This window comes from Sphingomonas sp. BK580, from assembly GCF_014194975.1.
Lineage (GTDB): Bacteria > Pseudomonadota > Alphaproteobacteria > Sphingomonadales > Sphingomonadaceae > Sphingomonas.
Genome location: NZ_JACIAY010000013.1, coordinates 101,014 through 121,949, shown reverse-complemented (window position 1 = coordinate 121,949; position 20,936 = coordinate 101,014). Strand labels below are relative to the sequence as shown.

The window sequence follows — 20,936 nt, the reverse complement described above, 5'->3', positions numbered from 1 at the left end:
AATAGATGGTCGGTGGGCTGGAGGGATCGATGATCACGGAACGTGCGGCAGGCGGCAGCGGCTCGCCATCCAGAACCGTAATAAAGTGCACGGCAGCCGCCGCTCTCGGGGGCCTTCTCTTCGGTTTCGACACGGCGGTGATCGCCGGACTGACCAAGGCGCTCTCCGAGGTCTACGGCCTGACGGCCTCATCTCTCGGCTTCACCGTCGCCATCGCGCTCTGGGGAACGATCGCGGGGGCCGCGGCGGCCGGTTGGGCCGGCGACCGGTTCGGCCGCCGGGACAGTCTCCGGGCCCTCGCGCTGCTTTTCGTCGTCAGTTCCCTGGGCTGCGGGCTCGCCTGGACTTGGACGTCGTTCCTGGCATTCCGCTTCGTCGCTGGGATCGCCATCGGAGCCGCCTCGGTCCTCGGGCCGATGTACATCGCGGAGGTGGCCCCTGCCCGCTGGCGCGGGCGCATGGTGGTCTCCTTCCAGCTGAACATCGTGCTCGGCATGGTGGTGGCCTACTTCTCCAACTTCGTCATCGGAACTCTTGGCCTCGGCACCGACGAATGGCGCTGGAAGATCGGTATCTCGGCCGCGCCCGCGCTGCTGTTCCTCCTGATGCTCCTTGGCGTCCCGCGCAGCCCGCGCTGGCTCGTCAGCAAGGGACGGATTGCCGAAGCGCGCGACGTCCTGATCCAGACCGCCGGGCCCGCCGCGCCTGACGAGCTCGCCGACATCGAGCGCTCGCTCGCGGAGGACCGACTAGCGGGCAACCAGCCGCTGTTCTCCCGCCGTTACGCCGTCCCGGTGGCGCTTGCGATCACGCTCGCCCTCTTCAATCAGTTCTCCGGCATCAATCCGATCCTCTACTATCTGAACGACATCTTCGCCAAGGCCGGCTTCGGGAAGGTGTCCGGCGACATACAGGCGGTCGCCATCGGCGTCACCAACCTCGCCTTCACCGCGCTTGCCATGGCGATCATCGACCGGCTTGGTCGCAAGACGCTTCTGCTGATCGGATCGGTGGGCACCTTCGTCTGCATGGCCACGATTGCCGGCTTGTTCTACACGCAGTCGTACCAGCATCTGCTCATCTGGCCGCTCGTCGGCTTCATCGCGTTCTTCGCCATCAGCCAGGGCGCCGTGATCTGGGTGTACCTGAGCGAGATCTTCCCGAACGCCGTCCGCGGCAAGGGTCAGAGCCTCGGCAGCTTCACCCATTGGGTCGTCTGCGCGGTTCTCGCGAACCTCTTCCCGATCGTGGCCGAGCGGCTGGCTGCGGCGCCCTTCATCTTCTTCGCCCTGATGTGCGGACTGCAGTTCTTCGTCGTCCTGCGCTTCTTCCCGGAGACGAAGGGCCTTTCGCTCGAGGAGCTGCAGCGTCAGCTGGAGCGGCCGTGACCGACGTCCGCATCCTACCGCGCGAGCGTCGCGACGCTCTTGGCGAGGGGCTCCTGTGGAGTCCGTCGCGCAACTCGGTGTTCTGGGTCGACATCGTCGAGCGCCTGGTCAACAGACTGGACCTCGCCGACGAGAGCGTCGCGACATGGCAGATGCCCGACACGATCGGCTGGCTCATAGAGCGCGAGCGAGGCGGGTTCGTTGCTGGGGTAGGCCGCACCTTCGTGACGCTTTCGCTCGACCCGCTCGAGCTCGAGATCATCGCGGATCCGGAGCCGAGGCGACGAGGCAACCGCTTCAACGACGCCAAGGCCGACGCGGCCGGGCGCATATGGGCCGGCTCGATGCCGGCGTCCTGCCAAGGCCCGAGCGGAGCCTTCTACCGATTGGATCCCGACGGCCGGGTGACGCAGGTGGACGACGGCTACGTCATCACGAACGGACCGGCGATAGGAAGCGGGTTCCTTCTGCACACCGACAGCCCTCGAAGGACCATCTACCGCTACGCGCTTCACGACGACGGTTCGCTGGGACCGAGACTGCCGTTCATCGAGTTCGAAGACGGCTGGGGCAACCCGGACGGAATGTGCTTCGACGCGGAAGGCCATCTCTGGGTAGCCTGCTGGGGAGCAGCCTCGGTGGCCCGCTTCGATCCGAGCGGAAGGCGGGAACGCGTGATCCCCATGCCCACCGCGCAGGTCACCAACGTCGCGTTCGCCGGCGCGGCGCTCGACAGGATGTTCGTGACCTCGGAGGGCATGGGAGATGCCGGCCCTCACAGCGGGTGTCTCTTCGAAGTCGATGCGAACTGCCGCGGCGTGCCGCCATGCAAGTACGCGGGCTAGCCGAACCGGAGCCTCCTCACACGGAAAGGTGATCCAATGCCGCTCTCCCGCAGAGATCTCCTTCTACATGGCTCCGCCTTCGGGCTTGCCGCAGCCTTACGCCCGGACGCCTCCGACGCGCTGCCGGCCCCCTTTATCGGCGCCGACCCCACGACCGGGGGCGCTTTGCAGCCGGTGCCCATCTCCGACGTGGTCATCGACGACTCCTTCTGGGCGCCGAAACGCCGCATATGGCGCGACGTTACCATCCCCGACTGCCTGACCAAGTTCGAGACCGACCGCGGCGGCGCGTTCGCCAACTTCGACAAGGTCAGCACGAGGAGCGGCGGCACCCACGCGGGCGATCCGTGGATGGACGGGTTGGTTTACGAGATGATCCGCGCCGCAGCCGACTTCATTCTGGCAGACCCGAACCCCGAGTTGGCACTTCGCCTGGAGGGCTATGCGAAGCGCATCGCCGCCGCCGCAGCGACAAGGGCGGACGGCTACGTCAACACCTACACGCAGCTGGTCGAGCCGGGCCACGAATGGGGCGACGATGGAGGTGTTCTGGTCTGGCAGCACGACGTCTACAATCTTGGCGCCCTGATAGACGCCGCCGTCAGGCTGCAGCACGCGACGGGGAGCACGACCCTCCTCGTGCCGGCGGTCCGCATCGCCAACACCATGTGCGCGCTCATGGGGCCACCGCCTAAGCGGAACATCGTCCCGGCGCACCCGCTGCCGGAGGAGGCGCTCGTAAGGCTTCACGAATTCTTCGTGGAGCGGCCCGCGCTCGCGGCGAACCTTCCGCTGCCCGTCGCTTCGGCCGACTACCTGAAGCTCGCCGAGTTCTGGATCGAGAGCCGCGGCCGGAACTCGGGCACGCCCGACTGGGATAAGGACCGGCCGGCCGCCGAGCGGTTCGTCCGAGAGAGGCGCCAGGGGAGCGACCGACCCTCGTGGGGCGCCTACGCGCAGGACCACGCGCCCGTGTTCGAGCAGCACACGATCGAAGGCCATGCCGTCCGCGCCACACTGCTCTGCGCCGGCATCGCCGCAGCGGCGCGGATCAACGGGGACGACCGCTACCGTCGCGCCGCGCTCCGCCTCTGGGAGAACATGGTCCACAGGCGCATGCACGTCACCGGCGGCGTCGGCGCCTACGCGCAGGAAGAGAAGTTCGGTCCGGACTTCGCTCTGCCGAACGATGCGTACCTCGAGACCTGCGCGGCGGTCGGCGCCGGCTTCTTCCACCGCAACATGAACCTGCTGTTCGGAGACGCCCGCTTCGCCGACGAGCTGGAACGGGTCCTCTACAACGGCGCCCTATCGGGCGTGTCGCTGGAAGGCACTTCTTATCTCTACCAGAACCCCCTCGAGTCGGATGCTTCACGCGCGCGCTGGCAGTGGCACACCTGCCCTTGCTGCCCGCCGATGTTCCTGAAGCTGATGGGCGCCATGCCCGGCTACGTGTACGCGACCAGAGATCGCGAGGTGTACGTCAACCTCTTCGTCGGAGGACGCGCGACCATCCATACGCCGGACGGACCGGTGAAGCTCCGGCAGGTCACCGACTATCCCTGGTCGGGCAGAGTCGAGTTCGTGATCGATCAGGCGCCGGCCTCGCCGCTCAGCCTTCTGATCCGCCGCCCGGGATGGTGCGAGACCGCACTGCTCACCATCAACGGCACTCCTGCCGACGCCAGTACGGGCGCGAACGGATACGTGGCGCTGGACCGCCGCTGGCGACCCGGCGACGTCGTACGGCTCGACATGCCCATGCCCGTCCGGGTGATGCATGCCGATCCGAGGGTGAAGAGCGCGACCGGCCGCGTCGCCCTCATGCGCGGGCCAATCGTCTACTGCATGGAGTCCCGCGACCTGCCCGATCTCGCCACGTCGGCGGTCGTCCCTTCATCGTTCTCGCCGCGACGGACGGTCGAGCTGGGCGGCGTCGTCGTCCTGGACGGTTTCGTTAGCGTTCCCTCGCAAAGCGCTTCGGCGCTCTACGGCCCCAGTGGCGGCGCCCGCGTCCGCTCGAAAGCGACCGCCATCCCCTACTTCGCCAACCTCAACCGCGGCCCCGTCGACATGGCGGTATGGCTTCCGGTTTAGGCACGCCCCCTCCCGAAAAAGGACACATCGGCGGATTATAGATTATCTGTACAATCGTTGCGGAACATGAGAGGGTACATGCGATCGGAAGGCTAGCTGCGGTTCGATGGCCAGCTTCCAGAACCAGGGAGAGGAACAGTCCGATGTGGAAGGCGCACCTGCTCTGCGGAGCCATGCTGATCGCCGCGCCCGTGCAGGCGCAGGAGACCGCACCTGCGGCCCCTGGCTCGCCTAGCGAGAACACAGGCGCGCCGCAGGAACCGACGCCCACGGCCGCGCAGGTCGGCGGCGACGAGTCCGGCTCCGGCGGCGACATCGTCGTGACCGGCATCCGGGCGAGCCTGGCATCGTCGGCGCGGGTCAAGCGCGACGCGCAGCAGATCGTCGACTCGATTTCGGCCGAGGACGTCGGCAAGTTCCCCGACGCAAACATCGCCGAGTCGCTACAGCGCATCACCGGCGTCGCGATCGACCGTTCCGGCGGCGAGGGACAGTTCATCACCGTCCGTGGCCTCGGCCCCGAATTCAACACCGTGCTCGTCAACGGCCGCGTCATGGCGACCGACAATCCTGGGCGCGAGTTCTCGTTCGACGTGCTTTCGTCGAACATGATCCAGCGCACCGACGTCTTCAAGTCGAGCGTGCCCGAGCTTCAGGAAGGCGGGATCGGCGGCACCGTCAACATCATAACCGCCCGGCCGCTCGAGGGGCGCGAGGGCTTCCACGTAGCCGCGTCCGCCGGGGCGATCTACGACACGCTGCGGGACAAGGCCGGGCCCGACCTGTCCGCAGTCGCGTCGTGGACCAACGACGCCAAGACGTTCGGCGCGGTTCTCTCCGGCTCCTACACCGAGCGCTACAGCCAGCTCGACTTCGTTCAGACGGAGGGGTGGCTGTTCGGTCCGCAGCAGGTGATCGCTGGCGGCCTCGACGCGGTCGGGCAGCCCACGACCGCCATCACCACGACCGGCCCGATCCACACGCCGCAGAACATCCAGGTCGATCGCTGGCAGGAAAAGCGGCGCCGGATCAACGTCGCGGGCAGCGTGCAGGCGCAGCTGACGGACACCCTGCTGCTGACGGTCGACGGGATCTACTCGAAGTTCGACGTCTTCACCGACCGCAACTACTTCGTGAGCTTCTACTCGCAGCCGTTCATCGGCCTCACCACCAACGAGAACGGCACGGTCACTGGCTTCAACCGTCCTGGCCTCGACTATCTCGCTGCCAATCCAGCACTGCGCGACGCAGGGGTGCCTGGCGGCACGATTGACTTCATCACCGGGCCCAACAACCGGCTGACCCAGAGCTACCAGATCGGCGGCAACCTGAAGTGGAACCCGACTGAAGACGTGGAGGTGCGGCTGGACGCGTCGACGACCAAGGCGCGCCAGCGCAACCCCCAGCAGTTCGTGGTGGTCGGCGCGCGCACGCCGGAGGCGCCTCGCTTCGACCTGGACCCCGACAACGACATCCCCACCGCATCAAACCTCGGGCCGCTGAACGATCCCTCGTTCATCACGGCGCACTACATGTCGATCACGAACAACCGCGTCCGCGATCGCGGCTCCGAGTTCCACCTCGACAGCGACTTCAAGGTGCATGACAGCATCCTGAACATGGTCCGGATGGGAGTGTCCTACTCCGACCGAAGCAAGCGGCGCGAAGCCTACAACAACAACGACACGAACTGCACCTACTGCGGCTACGAGACGCCGATCGATCCGTCGCTACTAGGCATCCTCGACCTGGACGACTTCCTGGCGGGCGTGAAGGGCAGCGGCAACCTGCCCAAGCAGATGATCACGTTCGACCCGAACGCGATCCTGGCCTACGTCTCGCGGCCCGACGTGCTGGCCACTCCGCGCCAAGGCCGTGACGCCGCCCAGCAGGCGGCCGAGGCCGCTCGGCTCCTTGCCATTCCGGGAGGCCCGTTCGGCGTTCAGCCCGACCTAGGGGGCTACTCCGACGTGAACGAGAAGGTGCTCGCCGCCTACGTCTCGATGCAGTTCGGCGGCGAGAACTGGGGAGCCAACGCCGGCGTCCGCGTCGTGCGCACGCAGACCGACTCGCGAGGCTTCGCGCGCCCGATCCTCGCGATCACGAACACGGTGGGCGACGACACGCTGCAGTTCCAGTACGGACCCACCAGTCCGCTGTCGGTGCGCAACTCGTACGTGAACGCACTGCCGTCGGCGAACGTCAAGTACAACGTCACCAACAAGCTCGTCGCGCGCGCCGCCTTCTCGCAGACGGTCACGCGACCGACGCTCACCGACCTTGGCGTCAACAACGGCTTCGGCGGCCGCATTTCGGTTCCGCTGTCCAGCGGCGGCAACCCGAACCTTGAGCCGTTCAAGTCGACCAACTACGACGTCTCGATCGAGTGGTATCTTTCGCCCGTCAGCTACTTCAGCGTGGGCGGCTTCTACAAGGACCTGAGCAAGTTCCTGGAGCTCCAGACCCTTCCCGTGGAGCGCTTCGGCTACGTCTTCCAGGATACTCGTACCCGCAACGGCCAGACGGGGTACATCCGCGGCGTTGAAGTCGGCGGGCAGTACGCGTTCGACTGGCTGCCCGGCTTCGCGTCCGGGTTCGGTCTCGCCGGCAACTACACCTACGTCGACAGCAAGGCCAACCGCGACTCGTCGCTCGCCGACTATCAGTGCGGCTACAACGGACTGTCGCCTCACTCGGCGAACGGCAGCGTCTTCTTCGAGAAGTACGGCCTGTCCGCCCGTGGATCGTACAACTGGCGGTCCGAATACCTACGCTCCTGCCGGGACTTCCAGGCCCGCCCGCGCAACCGTTCCAGCTACGGGCAATTCGACTTCAACGTGAGCTACGACGTCACGCCCAATTTCCAGGTCTATGCGCAGGGGGTCAACGTGACCAACTCCAAGGTCGACGAGTGGTCCGTGCTGAAGGAGCGCTTCCTTCTGCTGCAGGAGACGGGTGCCCGATACAACTTCGGCATCAGGGCCAAGTTCTAGATCGGGATCGACGCGACACCGCAAACAGCTTCGTGGACGAGCGCCAACGGCCGCTAGCTCGCCCGACACGTCCCTCCCACCTCGCCCGGCCGGCTCAAACGGCCGGGCGTCTTTTTGTCGGAAAACCCTCGCGTGCGAATAAGTGGAAAGGTCAACCAACCGCTATCCTTCGGAGCGCGTCGCAGCGACGATGCTGCCGATTTCGCGAAGGCACGCTTGCAAGGGCAGCGCTTTACCCATTCGCCTTTCTCGTCTCTTCTGAAGTCATCAGGCTGGTCTCACAGGAGCTGCTCACCATCGCATAGGCCATCGGATCGAGCCCGGACGTCTGACCGACGACCCGGCACGTGCGGTCTGCCGGCCGATCTGTCCCGCACCGCGGTCGAAGCTGTCGATATGCCCGAACACCCTGTTCTCGGACGATGGACGCATGGGCCGACCTGCCGGCCTCGTCCTCGCCGACGAGCGTTGCCGGCGCCCCTCCCCGCCGCCGGCGGGGGAGGAGGTCACCCTCCCTCCTCCCCCCAACCATCGCGCGGGCGCCTCCGTTTCGACCTGAGCGCCCTGCAAGCGGGCTTGCTCGATTGGATCCGTCCGGTGGAACCGAGATCGGTGATGACACCGGCGCAGCCAGATGGCCCTTCGCTCAGAGGCTTGACCTTGTGAGCGCCTCGATCGCGATCGCCGTGATCGGTGCAGGCAAGATCGCGTGCGACCAGCACATACCCGCTCTGCGAAGAGATGGACGGTTCTCCCTCGTCGGCGCCGTGGATCCTCAGGCGGCGCATGCTGATCTGGAGGTCTTTCCCACTCTCAGGGAACTGATAGCCCGGCATCCGGGGCTTCAGGCCGTCTCGATCTGCACTCCGCCTCATGGCCGACTCGAACTCGTTCGGGAAGCCGCCGCGATGAAGCTCGACGTCCTTCTGGAGAAGCCGCCCGCGTCGACCCTCTGCGAAGCGGAGGCGCTCACGTCCGTCTTCGCAGGCACGGACCAGGTGCTGTTCGTGACGTGGCACTCTCAGGAGGCCGCGGGCGTCGAAGCCGCCGAAGCGTGGCTCGCGGCCCGAAGGGTCCTTCGCGCGACGGTCACCTGGCACGAAGACGTCCGATTCTGGCATCCCCGGCAGGAGTGGATCTGGCGTCCAGGCATCGGCGTCTTCGATGCAGGCATCAACGCGCTATCCATCCTCACGAAGCTTCTGCCCGGCGAGCTCCTCGTCGAGGATGCCGAGCTCGCCTTTCCATCAAACAGGGAGGCTCCGATCGCTGCCTCCCTGCGGCTCTCGTCCGAGGGCCAGGTCCCGGTCGACGTATCGTTCGACTTCGATGAGGCAGGACGGCAGATCTGGGAGGTCGCGATCGAAACCGACGAGGGCACGCTGCGGCTCGTGGACGGTGGCTGCCGCCTGCAGATCGACGGAGCGGAACAGAGCCTTGCGCTAGAGGGCGAATACAGCCGTCTCTACGGCCGGTTCGCCGACATGGTCGGGGCCCGTCAGAGCAGGATCGACCTGAAGCCCTTCAAGCTCGTGGCCGACGCGTTCATGACGGCGCGGCGCAGAACGGTCGAACCTTTTGAGTGGAGCGCTCCAACTCGAGCTTCGGCGAGAGCTTCGCCGAGTGCTGCCGCTACGTAGAGGCACGCTCCCGATAGCCTGCCCGACGTTCAGCCAACCTCCGGCTGCGTCGACTTGCCAAAAGATTATCTATAATATATGCGGACTCCTCAAATCTCGTCCGCTTGGGAGAGCGATGGTGGCAGAGACGATGCTTGCGGCCCGCTACATGGGACCGGACCAGCTACGACCCGAACTGCTCGAGCGTCCGGTGGTGCGCCACGGCGAGGCGCTCGTCCGCATCGATGCGTGCGGCTTCTGCGGGTCGGACCTCAACATCGTCGCAGGCACCCACCCTCGCGCTAGGGCGCCCCTGACGATCGGACACGAGCTCGCCGGGACCGTGGTCGAGCTCGCCAAGCCCGACGCGCACGTGGCCGTGGGCGACCGGGTGACGATGTTCCCGCTTATATCCTGCGGCCGCTGCTACGCCTGTACCCACGGGCAGTCGCACGTCTGTCGCGAGCTCAAGCTCTTCGGCTTCGATCGAGACGGCGGCATGGCCGACTTCGTCAGGCTGCCGATCGCGTCACTTATGAAGCTGCCGGAGACGATGTCACCCGCCATCGGCGCGCTGATCGAGCCCCTCGCGGTGGCGGTGCACGCGGTCGGAAGAGCCGACCTTGCGGACGTCGACGTCGCAGTGGTGCTCGGCGCGGGGCCAATCGGCCTCCTCACGGCGCTTGTAGCCTCCGCCAAGGGCATCGGGCGCGTCGTCATCAGCGACGTCTCCGAGGCGCGGCTTGAACTCGCGAGATCGCTTGGCCTTGAAGCCATCGAGGCGGGTGCGCCGCTGCTCGGTCACGTCATGGCGATCACCGACCAGAACGGGGCGGGGCTCGTCTTCGAATGCGCAGGCCACCCGTCCTCCGCGACCGAGATGACGGCTCTCGCCAGGCCGCGAGGCGTCCTCGTGGGCGTCGGCGTGTTCAAGCGCCCCGTCAGCGTGGATCTCCAGGGGGTGAACTTCAAGGAGCTCGAGCTGGTAGGCTCGCGGGTCTACACGCGCGACGACTTCGACGAGGCCATCGCGCTCGCCTCGTCGCTGCCGCTGGACAGGATCATATCACACCGCTTCCCTCTAGAGGACGTCGAAAACGCGTTCGCGCAGTTCCGATCGGGCGACGCGTGCAAGGTCCTCGTGGAGCCGCGGAGTTCCGACCGGTGAACCACCCTGCCGACACGAAGCGCCTGGCGCTGGTCACGGGCGGCAGCCGCGGCATCGGTCTCGCGTGCGCCGCTGCACTGGCCCGGTCGGGTCACGACGTCGTCTTGGTCGGTCGCGACGACCCGACGCTCCTCGCCGCCGCCGATGGCCTCGTCCCCAAAGGCGTCGCGGTCGGCACGAGCGTCCACGACCTCGCCGACCTCGATGGCATAGCGCCGTGGTTCGACCGCCTCTGCGAGGAGTTCGGTACGCCCGGCGTCCTGATCAACGCAGCGGGCATCACGCGCCGCGGCCTGGCGCAGAATCTCGAACTCGCCGACTGGCGCGCCGTCATGGACGTCAACGTGGGATCGATCTGGGAGCTGAGCCGCCGTTTCGCCGCACGGCTCATCGCTCAGGCGAGACCCGGGCGCATCGTCAACATAGCATCGCTCATGACCGCCGCAGCACGTGCCGAGACGTCCCCCTACACCGCCTCGAAGGGAGCGGTCGGACAACTCACCAAGGCTCTTGCCGTCGAGTGGGCGCGCCACGGCATCCTCGTCAACGCGGTTGCACCGGGGTACATCGCAACCGACCTCAACCAGACGCTCCAGGACGATCCCGCGTTCAGCGCATGGGTCCGGGATCGCTGCCCGCTGTCGCGCTGGGGCACGCCGGAGGACGTCGCCGGGCCGGTCGACTTCCTAGTGGGAGATTCCTCGCGCTTCATCACCGGGCAGACCATCTACGTCGATGGCGGCTGGCTCTCCACCTTCTAGCCTTCGGCCGATCCGCATGCCTCGCGCCCCGCTGAACGCCGTCGTCGTCCTCGCGACGGGCGTTGCCTCGATCGCCTCCGCGTTCGCGCAGGTACCGCAGCCAGGCTCGATAGTGGTCACCGACAGGGTCATCGGACGAACGCCGACCAGCGTCGCGGTCGGCATGGAGGACGTGAACCACGAGGTCTACGGCGGCATCTACTCGCAGATGGTCTTCGGCGAGGCCTTCGCCGAAGCTCAGGTCGAGACGGGCGTGAGCGGCCAGTGGCGGTCGACAGCGCCCGGCGCCGCATACTCGATCACCACGCAAGCCCCGTTTAAGGGCGCGCAGAGCCAGAAAATGGAGCGCGCCACCTCCGGCGACTGGGCCGGCATAGAGAACCGTGGTCTCAACCGCCAAGGCATGTCGGTGACGAGCGGTCGAACCTACGAGGGCGTCGTCGTCCTGAGAGCGCCTGCGCCCATCGTCGTGCGGGTGTCGCTGCAGAGCGCGGACGGACGTCGGCTTCTTGCGGCGCGGAACCTTGTGGTGACCAACGCGGATTGGTCGCGTCTACCGTTCAACCTGCGCGCCGGCGCTTCGGACGGGCATGCGCGTCTTGCCCTCGAGATACGATCTGTCGGAGGCGTGGACGTGGGCTACGTCATGCTGCAGCCCGGGATGTGGGGACGCTACAAGGGACTTCCGGTGCGGTCAGACGTGGCCCATCTGCTCGAGCGCCAAGGCGTGCAGGCCCTTCGCTTCGGCGGCTGCGCCAATAGCGGATGCGGGGACGTGTCGGAATACAGGTGGAAGGCCATGGTCGGCGACCCGGTGCTCCGACCGGTCACGAAGGGCTTCTGGTACCCCTACGAGTCGAACGGGTTCGGAATCTTCGAGTTCATGCAGCTTGGCGAGGCGCTCGGCGTGGAGGCGGTACCTTCGCTGAACATAGACGAGAAGCCGGAGGACGTGCGCGACCTCATGGACTACCTCTACGGCCCGGCGACCACCACCTGGGGATCCCGCAGGCACGCCGATGGGCATGCGCTGCCGTACCGGCAGAAACGCCTACAGCTCGGGAACGAGAACGCTGTGGACGATGCATACTATCGCAAGTTCAAGGCGCTGGCCGAGATCGTCTGGAGCTACGATCCGGGGATCCGGCTCGTCGTGGGCGACTTCTCGTACGCGGACGTGATCCGGAACCCGTACGACTTCGAAGGAGGCGGCAAGGTGCGATCGCTCGCAGCCCACGGGAAGATCCTGGAGCTCGCGTCGCGCTACGGTGCCGAGGTCGACTTCGACATCCACCTCTGGACGGAACGGACAAAGGGCATCGCGAAGCAGATCCGGGCTCTTGACAGCTACGCCGCCGCGCTCAAGCGCCTCGCGCCGCCCGGATCGCGTCACAGGATCGTCGTGTTCGAGCTGAACGCGGACAAGCACGATGCCGGACGAGCGCTCGGCAACGCCTACGCGATCACCGCCTTGCAGAAGCGCCCCTACGTCGATGTGATCTCGTCCGCCAACGCCCTGCAGGTCGACGGCCAGAACGACAACGGCTGGGACCAGGGACTGGTCTTCATGAACCAGTTGAACGCCTGGACGCAGCCGCCGTGGCACGTCCACCGGATGATCGCCTCCTCGTTGAGGAGCGACGCGGTCGAGGCGGAGGTCCGCGGAGGCGACGAGGACTGGGTCCAGGCCGCCGCGTTTAGGGACGCGAAGGGAGCCTCGCTCAACGTGACTAACGCATCCGATGCCGCGGTGAGCTATCGCATCGACTTCGGTGCCAAGGCGGCCTTCTCGCGACTTCGGATCGAGACGCTGCACCTCGGACGGGAGAGGGCCGTGAACACTTCGGAAAACCCTGACAACGTCGCGCCGGTCGGCAGCCGGCTACGGCTTGACGCCCGCGGACAGGCGATCCTCCAGGTGCCCGCGTCATCCTTTATCACCATTCAGACGGAAGCACCGGCGGGCGGGGCCACCGACCAGGGAGGAAGACGATGAACATGGAAGGCCGCAAGCTAAGCCGGCGAAATTTCGTTAGCGGCGCTATCGCGAGTCCTGCGCTTCTTCGCGCCGGGGACGCCGTTGCGGCACAGACCGGCGCGCAGGCGGCGGCGCGCCGCGCGGACCCGCCCACGATCTTCAAGGACGACTTCGGCGCCATTGCGGGCTGGCGCCGTCACGGCGTCATCATGCAGAAGGACCTCGCATGGGAGAGCTCCCTGCTGCAGGACCCGTGCTTGGTGTATGCCACCGGGGACGGAGCGCGCTTCAAAATGTGGTACGGCTCGCTCACCAACATCGGCTACGCGACGAGCGACGACGGCCTGCGGTGGTCGAAGCGCGCGGATCCGGTGATCATGCAGACGCTGCCCAGCGAGGCGAGAGCCCTGAACCAGCCGAGCGTCGTGTTCAAGGACGGCGTCTACCACATGACCTACTTCGGCGTGTCGGAGGACGGAGAGGGGCAGGTCCACTACGCCCGCGCGACCCGGCCCGAGGGACCTTGGACCAAGGGAGGAGTCGTGCTGACATCCACCGCCCGCTGGGAGGATCGCTTCGTCTACAACTCGTCGCTGCTCTACGACGAGGAGGAGCGCATCTGGAAGATTTGGTACACGGCCGGCAAGATTAAGTCGGCCGGTGGCGAACCGCGCTACATCTGCTACGCGACGGCCGCCGACCCGGCCGGGCCCTGGTCCAAGCATCCGTCGAACCCAATCCTGAGACCGATGGACGACGGGGGATGGGCGTCGAAGGGCGTTGGGGGACCCAACGTCCGCAAGCTCGGGCCGAACCTCTACGAGACCCGCATCGTCGGCTGGCAGGCGGACTATCCCTCGCGCGGCGGACGGCTGACATCTCCGGACGGTTTGCGCTGGAGGCTGGACAGAGCCGCGATGGAGCTCGATCTCGGCGTGGCGGGCGGCCCTGAGGATTCGATGATCTACCGCCAGTTCGTCGTGGAGCATGGCGGCCGCAAGTTCTGCTTCTACAACGCCAAGAACAATCGTCCGGGATGGAACGAGACGATCAATCTGGCCACCTGGGAAGACGGTCTCAACATCGTAAATCCCTCGCTCTGGACCATGGGCCAGGGTGCCGCGATCCCGACCGGAGCGAGCTTCGAAGTGCGCGACGGCGCCGCGTTCTCGCTGGGCAACGCCGAGAAGAACCCGCAGACGCTTCAGGGGAACAGGCTGATCGATCGCAGGGACTATTCGGTCCAGGCGACGATCTCGGCAGGCCCGGCGTCGAACGACCGCGAGCACGTCATCCTCGCTAGGTACACGGACCGAGATAACTACTATCTCGCGGGCATCGGTGCCTGGGGGCACCGCTACGGCATCGGCGTCGTCGAAGACGGTCAGAGCCGCATGCTGGCCGGCGTCGGTAGCGTGGCCGAGATCAGGCAGGGCGAACCGCATGCGCTGACCTTTGAGCTCAGGGGGCACCAGCTTCGACTGCTTGACGGGGGCCGCGAAGTGCTGAGCGTAGCGGACCCGACCCTTCTTCCGGAGGCGAGCTACGTAGGCCTGCAGACGACCAACCCGGACGGACGCGGCCGCTTCGCCCGCGTGCGCGTCGAGGCGCTGACCTCCTAGGAAGAATGGACAGCGCCGCCCGGCTCAAGCCGGCGCGTTCCTGTCGCAATCGGCCGAGATCGCGTCGTGCTGTTCGCTGGTACGCGTACGGCGCGCGTCAGCTCGGCCTCAAGCCGGTCCCCGTTCCCCATTGCGGTCGATCGACGTTCCAGTGCGGCGGGTCGCGTTCACGTCTCCCCTATCGATCCATGTCAATCCGTGCTATTTATTATAGACAATGTTTGACACCAGGGTCACGAACGGGATCACCGTCTTCGTCGCCGCGGCGGAGACGGGAAGCTTCCTCAAGGCAGCCTCCCTCGTGGGGCTGTCCCGCTCTGGCGTCGGCAAGTCAATCGCGCGCCTGGAAGAGCGCCTCGGCTTCAAACTGTTTGATCGCACCAGGCGGGCGGTAAAGCTCACCGTCGGCGGGCGCCGCTTCCTGGAGCAGGTCCGCCCGCTTCTGGAGAAGCTCGGCGAGGCGGCGAGCGGGTCCAGCGACGGCAGCGTCAGGGGTCGAATAAGGGTCTGCGCCGACGCGCCGCTAGCCCTTCACTTTCTGATTCCGGCGCTCCCACGGCTCATCAAGCGTCATCCCAAACTCAAGGTGGACGTCTTCGTGAAGGACCGCCTGGAGAACATGCTTGCGGAGGGCTTCGACGTGGCCGTGCGCTTCGGTGAAGTTGCCGCCAAGGGGCTCGACCAGACGGACCTCTTCGAGAGCAGGCTCCTGACGTGCGCAAGCCCGGCCTACCTCGAGCACCATGGCGAGCCGGCGGACCCAGCGGAGCTCAGCTCGGCCAAGCACACCTGCATACGGCTCATGGATCCGACGACGGGCAGGCCGCACGACTGGACCGTCAGGAACGACGCGGGCGAGACCATGATGCTCGAACCCGACTGCAATATAACCGTCAACGACCTTCCGTCGATGCGCAGCGCCATCGTCGCAGGCGTCGGGGTCGGACACGTGATCGAGATTATGGGCGAGAGCGACTTCGCCGCCGGACGTCTCGTGGAGGTCTGTCGCGAGTGGAACTCGTCCACTCTCCCGGCCCGAATCTTCACGCCTCAAGGCTCGAGCCACTCGCTCGAACTGCGGGTGTTCGTCGACTTCGTGGCGGATCTCGCCGTCGAGCGGGAGATGCGGGGAAAGCGCCGGTCCGACCCACCCTCGCCCGCCATCACCAGCTCGGAAAAGGTAGAGAGGAACGCTGCCTGAATCATGGTCCCGCAGGTTTGGCTTTGCTCCCATTAGCAGACATCGCGGCGGATGGGACCTTTGCTGCTGTCACCCACCAGCATGCCCGTTGTCGCCCAATCCCGGACATTGATAAGGCGCTACCTTCACCCGCACGCCGTGACACCTTCGACTGGTACAATGCGGTAGCGCTCGGCATGTTGGTGCCAAGACGCGGTGAGGATTAGCGATGCTTTTGGTGATGATGGGGCTAAGCGCCTTAGCGGCGACGGAGCCACAGACAGGGCAGATTGTGCGTCTAACCGATGCAGAAATCCGGAAGGCGCTGGTGGGGAAAACGACTTTGTCGCCTCCCGCTAGGGCACGTGCGAAGCTGCGGACGAGAGAGTATTTTTGGGTAGGAGGGCGCTACACCGGGCCGGCGGGTGCAATTGCGACGGAGCGCACCTATCGAGTGAACCGAGGCCGCGTTTGCATCGGATCAGGAGATCAAGATTGCAGACGGCTTGCCCGTGACAAAGGTGGGCGTACCTATTTTGCCTTCGGAAGAGATCTGGTGGAGTTTGAAGCGCGTCCAATCGATTGACGCAGTGCCTTGTCACTACCATCGAGATTTGGGCAACGTCCGCTATCCTGCCAATCTCGGCCATTCGCCCAAGGACGACAGCCGGACGCACCTCGAACGTCTGAGATTGAAGAGTCGAATCGACGCCCTGGACGTCCACTTGTGGCTCGTAGGCACGAGAGGGCATGGCGCCGCAGGCGCGCGACTTCTTCTCCAATCGGATCGTCTGGCACCCGGCCGCGCGTAGCGCCGCCACCTGGATGCCAAGGTCCTGATCGATCGTTGGCACGCGCGCATAGCCGAACAGCGTCATGACAGGCCTTTATGTTCGATCAGCCTTTAGACCCGTCCGGCGGACTGTTCAATATAGCTGCACCAGACCCTGATCGAACGGTGTAACTGTTTCATCGACTATGCTCCGCCAGGGTATCTCCTCTTCGAACGAGTGTTCGACCTGTGATAATTCGGGCCGGAGGCTTGCGGGGGAGCGAGGGCGTCTTGCACTTATCACTAAGCGGCACACCTTCGCCGCCCTGCATGTACACGCCGCGCAAATTCGGCAGGGCCTCAGCCGCTGATGGGAACAGGCGACGCGATGAGCTAACAACAACGAAACCACGCCCTAGCCTAAAGAGTGGAGAAGCGCTCGGGCACTTACGTCGTATCCGGGCGACGCGGTTGGACGGCAGATTACAAAAGTTGGTCGAGCGCTAGCCGTACCAGCTGTGCCGCAACAATGGCCAGCGCGCCAAAAGGTGGGTCGAATCGACCAATTTGAGCGCGGCGCTGACGCGTTAGGTTCGCAGACACCGAGCGCGTGCAGGCGTCGGGCGAGGCCACGCCCCATTTTAGAGTTATGTACACCATTGGTTAACCTTCTTGAGGCAGATAGAAGGTGTCGGAACGGGAAGACCGACTGGTCGTGACATCAGTCTCACTGGGGAGTGAACGATGGGCACGATCTGGCAGGCTGCGCCAATTGTCGCTGAAGGACCGGCGATTGGCGCAGCCTCCCTTTCCCCCACTGCACCTTCATTCAAGCGACGCCGTTGATCTTTCTTGAGTGCGTAAAATACTCGTTGATTCGGCAGTCGTTACAGTCCTTCTTAGCGCCTCTCCCGAAGTTGCTTTCGGCTTTCGCCGATCCGACTGCCCGGCATGAGTACGGGCTTTCGACGACGGTCTACAACCCATTCAACCGCTGGTCGCACAGGGGCTTCTGGCTCGAGCTGCTAGACGCAGCCTTGGATGCGCGCGTGGTGACCAAGAGCATTGCCACCGACAGCACCTACGTCAAAGCACAGCGCGCGGCGTTCGGCGCAAAAGGGGGGTGTTCACCTCAGGCGACCGGCCGCTCGCGCGGCGGCTGGACGATCGAAATTCCCGCGCTCACCGACGGCATCGGCCGCCACTATGCGCTGATGCTCACACCCGGCAACGTCAGCGCCATGAAGGCCGCGCCCGCCCTCCTCGGTCGCGCCGGGCGCGTGCGCTACCTGCTTGGCGACAAGGGCTACGATGCCGCCCGGCTCCGCCGCCTCGGCCGCGACTTCGGCGCCATCCCGGTCATCCCAGGCCGGCGCGGCGCAATCGCAAACGCACCATCCGCAACGACAAGCAGCGCTACGCCGGTCGCCACCTCATCGAGAATGCCTTATGCCGCGTCGAGGGCTTCCGCCGTGTCGCCACCCACTACAACAGACTCGCTGGCAATCCCCTCTCCGGTGTGACCAACGCTATCGCGGTCGCGTTCTGGCTATGACCGCGTTGAAATCGGCTTATGCATCGCCCAGCGATCTGCCGTCGACTACCCAGCGAGCTTGATCGACGCTTTCATGTTGGTACCGAAAGCCATTGCCTTCGAAGATGTTGGAGCTCAGAGCCAACGTCCTGTCAGGCGAACTTCTAAGAATGCAAGTTAGGTGGCCATTAGCCAGTTTGACGGCACAATGATTCACTTAGGGCCCAGCTATTTCGCGAGAGACGCGCGCAGCCGTCGATGACGCCTGCATTTGCGCGGCCATCGGTGCTCACCCACCCACTCGCACTGTCGACCAAGATATCGGAGATGCGACGACCGACGAAAGAAAATGTTGACACCCGCCACACTGTTGGGCGAAAATGCTGAGACTCCTGCGATTGAGCACTCGCGGTTTACAATTTGGTTCTCGCGAAAGATAGGCAAAGCAGCTCCCGGCTGCGAGCGATCAGAGCGCTTTGGAAAAGTAGGGCAGGAGCGCGGCGCTTAGACCTAATGCGAGCTGAACTAAGGGAGCGGTCATCGACCTGCTTGCTAAGCCACTGCTGTGAGGCTGATGCGGGCTCGGTGACGTGAAGCCGATACACAGAACCCGGGAACGCAACGACGTTCCCGGGTCTATGCGTAGCGTGACAGCTCTCTGGCTAGATCGGTCTGCCGTTAGGCCCGAATGTTAAGGATCGACTGCGACACCTGCGTTGCTGTATCGAGCGCCTTGGCGTTCGCTTGGAAGTTGCGCTGCGCTGCAATAAGGTTCACAAGCTCTTCGGTGATATCGACGTTGGAGCCCTCGAGCTGGCCCGACTTCAGGCTGCCGAAGCCCTCCGCCGCGGCGAAGCCGAGCGTCGCCTTCCCCGAGATGCCGGTCGCCTGCCAATAGTTGCTGCCGGCCTGGCGCAGCCCGGTCGGCGCCGAGAACTTGGCGATCGCCACCTTGCCGAGCGGCACGATGTCCGAGTTCGAGTAGCTCGCCTTGATGATGCCGGCGTCGTCGACGGTGATGCCGACGAGCTGGCCGACCGCGACGCCGTCCTGCGTGCGCGCGCTCACCGCCGCGGCCGCCGCGGTCTGGGTCGAACCGGTCAGGTCGAGCTTGATGCCCTGCGCCGCGGCGCCTGAAACAGGTATGAAGTCCTCGAAGGTGATCTCCGGCGTACCGATCAGCGCACCCTTAGTGTCATATTTCTGCTCGATCGGCCCAGCCTGAGCAGCGCCCTTCGGCGTCAGCATCTGGTCGCCGACGTACGTGAAGACCTGCCACGTGCCGGTGTTCGGCTGTGGGGTTGCGTTCGGATTGCCCTCAGCGGTGCGGACATAATAGCTCGTCATCGTCATCGGGTTGCCGTTGGCGTCGTAGATGCGCGTGGCGACCGAGTTGTTGTACGTGCTGGTGTCAGTGCGCTTGAACGCGGTAGGATCCTTCACCGTCGCGGTGGACGGGATCTGCACCTTGGTGGCGACGTTGTTGGTCATCTTGGGCGTGCCGCTGGTCGGCTGGATCTGCAGGTTGGTCAGCGACTTGTCGCCGGTCGCCGTGACGTTGCCGTCGTTGTCGACCGGGTAGACCATCAGGTAGCTGCCCTGCGCGTCGATCACGTTGCGGCTCTCGTCCACGGTGAAGGCGCCGGTGCGGGTGTAGTTGACCTGGTCCGACAGGCCGGTCGACTTCACCACGAAGAAGCCCTCGCCCAGGATCTGCATGTCGAGCGCGCTCTTGGTCTGGTTCGACGAGCCGTCGCTGAACTGCTGCACCGTGCCCTTCACCGACACGCCCGAGCCGACCATCTTGCGCGGGTCGGTCGACACGTTCGACGAGATCACGTCGGCGAAGGCCGTGCGGCTCTTCTTGAAGCCGTTGGTGGAGACGTTGGCGAGGTTGTGGCTGATGACCGACATATCGGTCTGCATGGCCTGGAGACCGGAGAGCGAGGTGAAGAAGGACATGAGGTGCTCCTACAGAAATCGGGAAAGGATTAGGCGACCTTGCGGACCGCGGCGAGATTGGACGTGCCGTGCTTAGTGACGTTGAGGACGGGCGAGCCGCTCACGAACAGGGTGGACAACTCTACGAACGTAGAGACAAGCGATACCCGCTCCACGGGCGTCATCGTGTCATACTTAGCCGAGGCCTCTCCGGTCATTGTCTGTGCCCTTTGTTGCGCGACATAACAATCAGGTCAGCAAGGAGCATGCCAGAATGGCCTCACCGAGGGTAGACTACCTCGCTCCGGCCAGATGCGGCAGCAAAGTGCAGCAAGCCGGCAAAATTCTGCCGCGCGGGAAATTCACCCTGCTGCCGTTGGGCTTGTCAGGGACGCACGGCATTGAAGCAGACGTCGTAACGTTCACGTCTACTTTCTAAATCTATGAAGAACAATGCAGCGACAGCGCCACTGCTAATACCGATGACAAGAATTAAGCGTGATTCCGGCGAGATCACGATGGGCGGCGTAACCTCGCGGACGCTGAGCTGACGGGGGCGTCGCGAACAAGCACCATACCACCCCCGTCGTTGCTGCAGTATCCGTTATCCCACGTAATGAAGGCCCGTCTCTGAGAACGCCACCTGATTGACGGTGATCGCGGACAGCAAGATGGTGTCGCCACCTTCTAAGGTAACTAGCGTATCAGCACCCTGTTGCGTCAGGGTCGGAGCCTGTGCGTGAGCATAATTCGCTAGATCAATGACGTCGCCAGTCCCGAAGTCCTTGATGGTATCGGCAGCGGCGCCATTTGTGAACACAAACGTGTCAAAGCCTACTCCACCGTAAAGCGTATCGTTGCCGGCCCCGCTCACGAGCGTATCAGCGCCCGCCCCACCTGTCAGCGTGTCGTTGTACGCGCTACCGGTGATGGTGTTGTTGCCGGCATTGCCGGTGGCGTTGAAGCCCGCGGTCGAGGTGCCGACAAAGGTCAGGTTCTCGACGTTCGCATAGCCGGCGATGCTCATGGTGGTGTAGG

Annotated in this window: 12 protein-coding genes and 1 pseudogene; 11 read left to right on the top strand and 2 right to left on the bottom strand. The window is 65.0% G+C overall.

What is annotated here, in order from left to right:
• The first annotated feature begins 5 nt into the window (after nucleotides 1–5).
• The 11 genes from FHY05_RS19085 to FHY05_RS19035 all read left to right on the top strand — a co-directional run bounded on the left by FHY05_RS19085 (nucleotide 6) and on the right by FHY05_RS19035 (nucleotide 17,946).
• Nucleotides 6–1,388 carry a sugar porter family MFS transporter gene (locus FHY05_RS19085; protein ID WP_260181708.1) on the top strand — a complete coding sequence of 461 codons (1,383 nt, stop codon included), beginning with the start codon at nucleotides 6–8 and terminating at the stop codon, nucleotides 1,386–1,388.
• Nucleotides 1,385–2,233, top strand: a complete 849-nt coding sequence (locus tag FHY05_RS19080) for an SMP-30/gluconolactonase/LRE family protein (protein ID WP_183946022.1) — start codon at nucleotides 1,385–1,387, stop codon at nucleotides 2,231–2,233. The genes FHY05_RS19085 and FHY05_RS19080 overlap by 4 nt, the downstream gene beginning before the upstream one ends.
• Before the next feature lie 36 nt (nucleotides 2,234–2,269).
• On the top strand, nucleotides 2,270–4,330 hold the full coding sequence (locus FHY05_RS19075; RefSeq protein WP_183946021.1) for a glycoside hydrolase family 127 protein: 2,061 nt from the start codon (nucleotides 2,270–2,272) through the stop codon (nucleotides 4,328–4,330).
• Between the two features lie 143 nt (nucleotides 4,331–4,473).
• Nucleotides 4,474–7,323, top strand: coding sequence for a TonB-dependent receptor (locus FHY05_RS19070; protein WP_183946020.1), 2,850 nt, complete (start codon nucleotides 4,474–4,476; stop codon nucleotides 7,321–7,323).
• A 662-nt stretch (nucleotides 7,324–7,985) separates the two neighbouring features.
• Nucleotides 7,986–8,963 carry a Gfo/Idh/MocA family oxidoreductase gene (locus FHY05_RS19065; RefSeq protein WP_311732525.1) on the top strand — a complete coding sequence of 326 codons (978 nt, stop codon included), beginning with the start codon at nucleotides 7,986–7,988 and terminating at the stop codon, nucleotides 8,961–8,963.
• Nucleotides 8,964–9,081: 118 nt separating this feature from the next.
• On the top strand, nucleotides 9,082–10,110 hold the full coding sequence (locus FHY05_RS19060) for an alcohol dehydrogenase catalytic domain-containing protein (RefSeq protein ID WP_183946018.1): 1,029 nt from the start codon (nucleotides 9,082–9,084) through the stop codon (nucleotides 10,108–10,110).
• Nucleotides 10,107–10,871, top strand: a complete 765-nt coding sequence (locus FHY05_RS19055; RefSeq protein WP_183946017.1) for an SDR family oxidoreductase — start codon at nucleotides 10,107–10,109, stop codon at nucleotides 10,869–10,871. Before FHY05_RS19060 ends, FHY05_RS19055 begins: the two co-directional genes overlap by 4 nt.
• A gap of 16 nt (nucleotides 10,872–10,887) precedes the next feature.
• Nucleotides 10,888–12,867 (top strand): alpha-L-arabinofuranosidase C-terminal domain-containing protein, encoded by a 1,980-nt coding sequence (locus tag FHY05_RS19050; RefSeq protein ID WP_183946016.1) that lies wholly within the window; start codon nucleotides 10,888–10,890, stop codon nucleotides 12,865–12,867.
• Entirely contained in the window at nucleotides 12,864–14,471 is a 1,608-nt protein-coding gene (locus FHY05_RS19045) for a hypothetical protein (protein WP_183946015.1), read from the top strand. Before FHY05_RS19050 ends, FHY05_RS19045 begins: the two co-directional genes overlap by 4 nt.
• A gap of 217 nt (nucleotides 14,472–14,688) precedes the next feature.
• Nucleotides 14,689–15,672 (top strand): LysR family transcriptional regulator, encoded by a 984-nt coding sequence (locus FHY05_RS19040; protein ID WP_183946014.1) that lies wholly within the window; start codon nucleotides 14,689–14,691, stop codon nucleotides 15,670–15,672.
• Nucleotides 15,673–17,340: 1,668 nt separating this feature from the next.
• The gene (locus FHY05_RS19035) at nucleotides 17,341–17,946 is read left to right on the top strand and encodes a transposase (protein ID WP_183946013.1); all 606 of its coding nucleotides are present in this window, start codon (nucleotides 17,341–17,343) and stop codon (nucleotides 17,944–17,946) included.
• 689 nt (nucleotides 17,947–18,635) lie between these two features.
• Here FHY05_RS19035 and FHY05_RS19030 read toward each other — a convergent pair.
• Both FHY05_RS19030 and FHY05_RS22840 read right to left on the bottom strand, forming a co-directional pair.
• Complete coding sequence (locus FHY05_RS19030; RefSeq protein ID WP_183946012.1) at nucleotides 18,636–19,919, bottom strand: flagellar hook protein FlgE; 1,284 nt, start codon at nucleotides 19,917–19,919, stop codon at nucleotides 18,636–18,638.
• A 583-nt stretch (nucleotides 19,920–20,502) separates the two neighbouring features.
• Nucleotides 20,503–20,936: pseudogene (locus FHY05_RS22840) on the bottom strand (hypothetical protein); the annotation flags it as partial.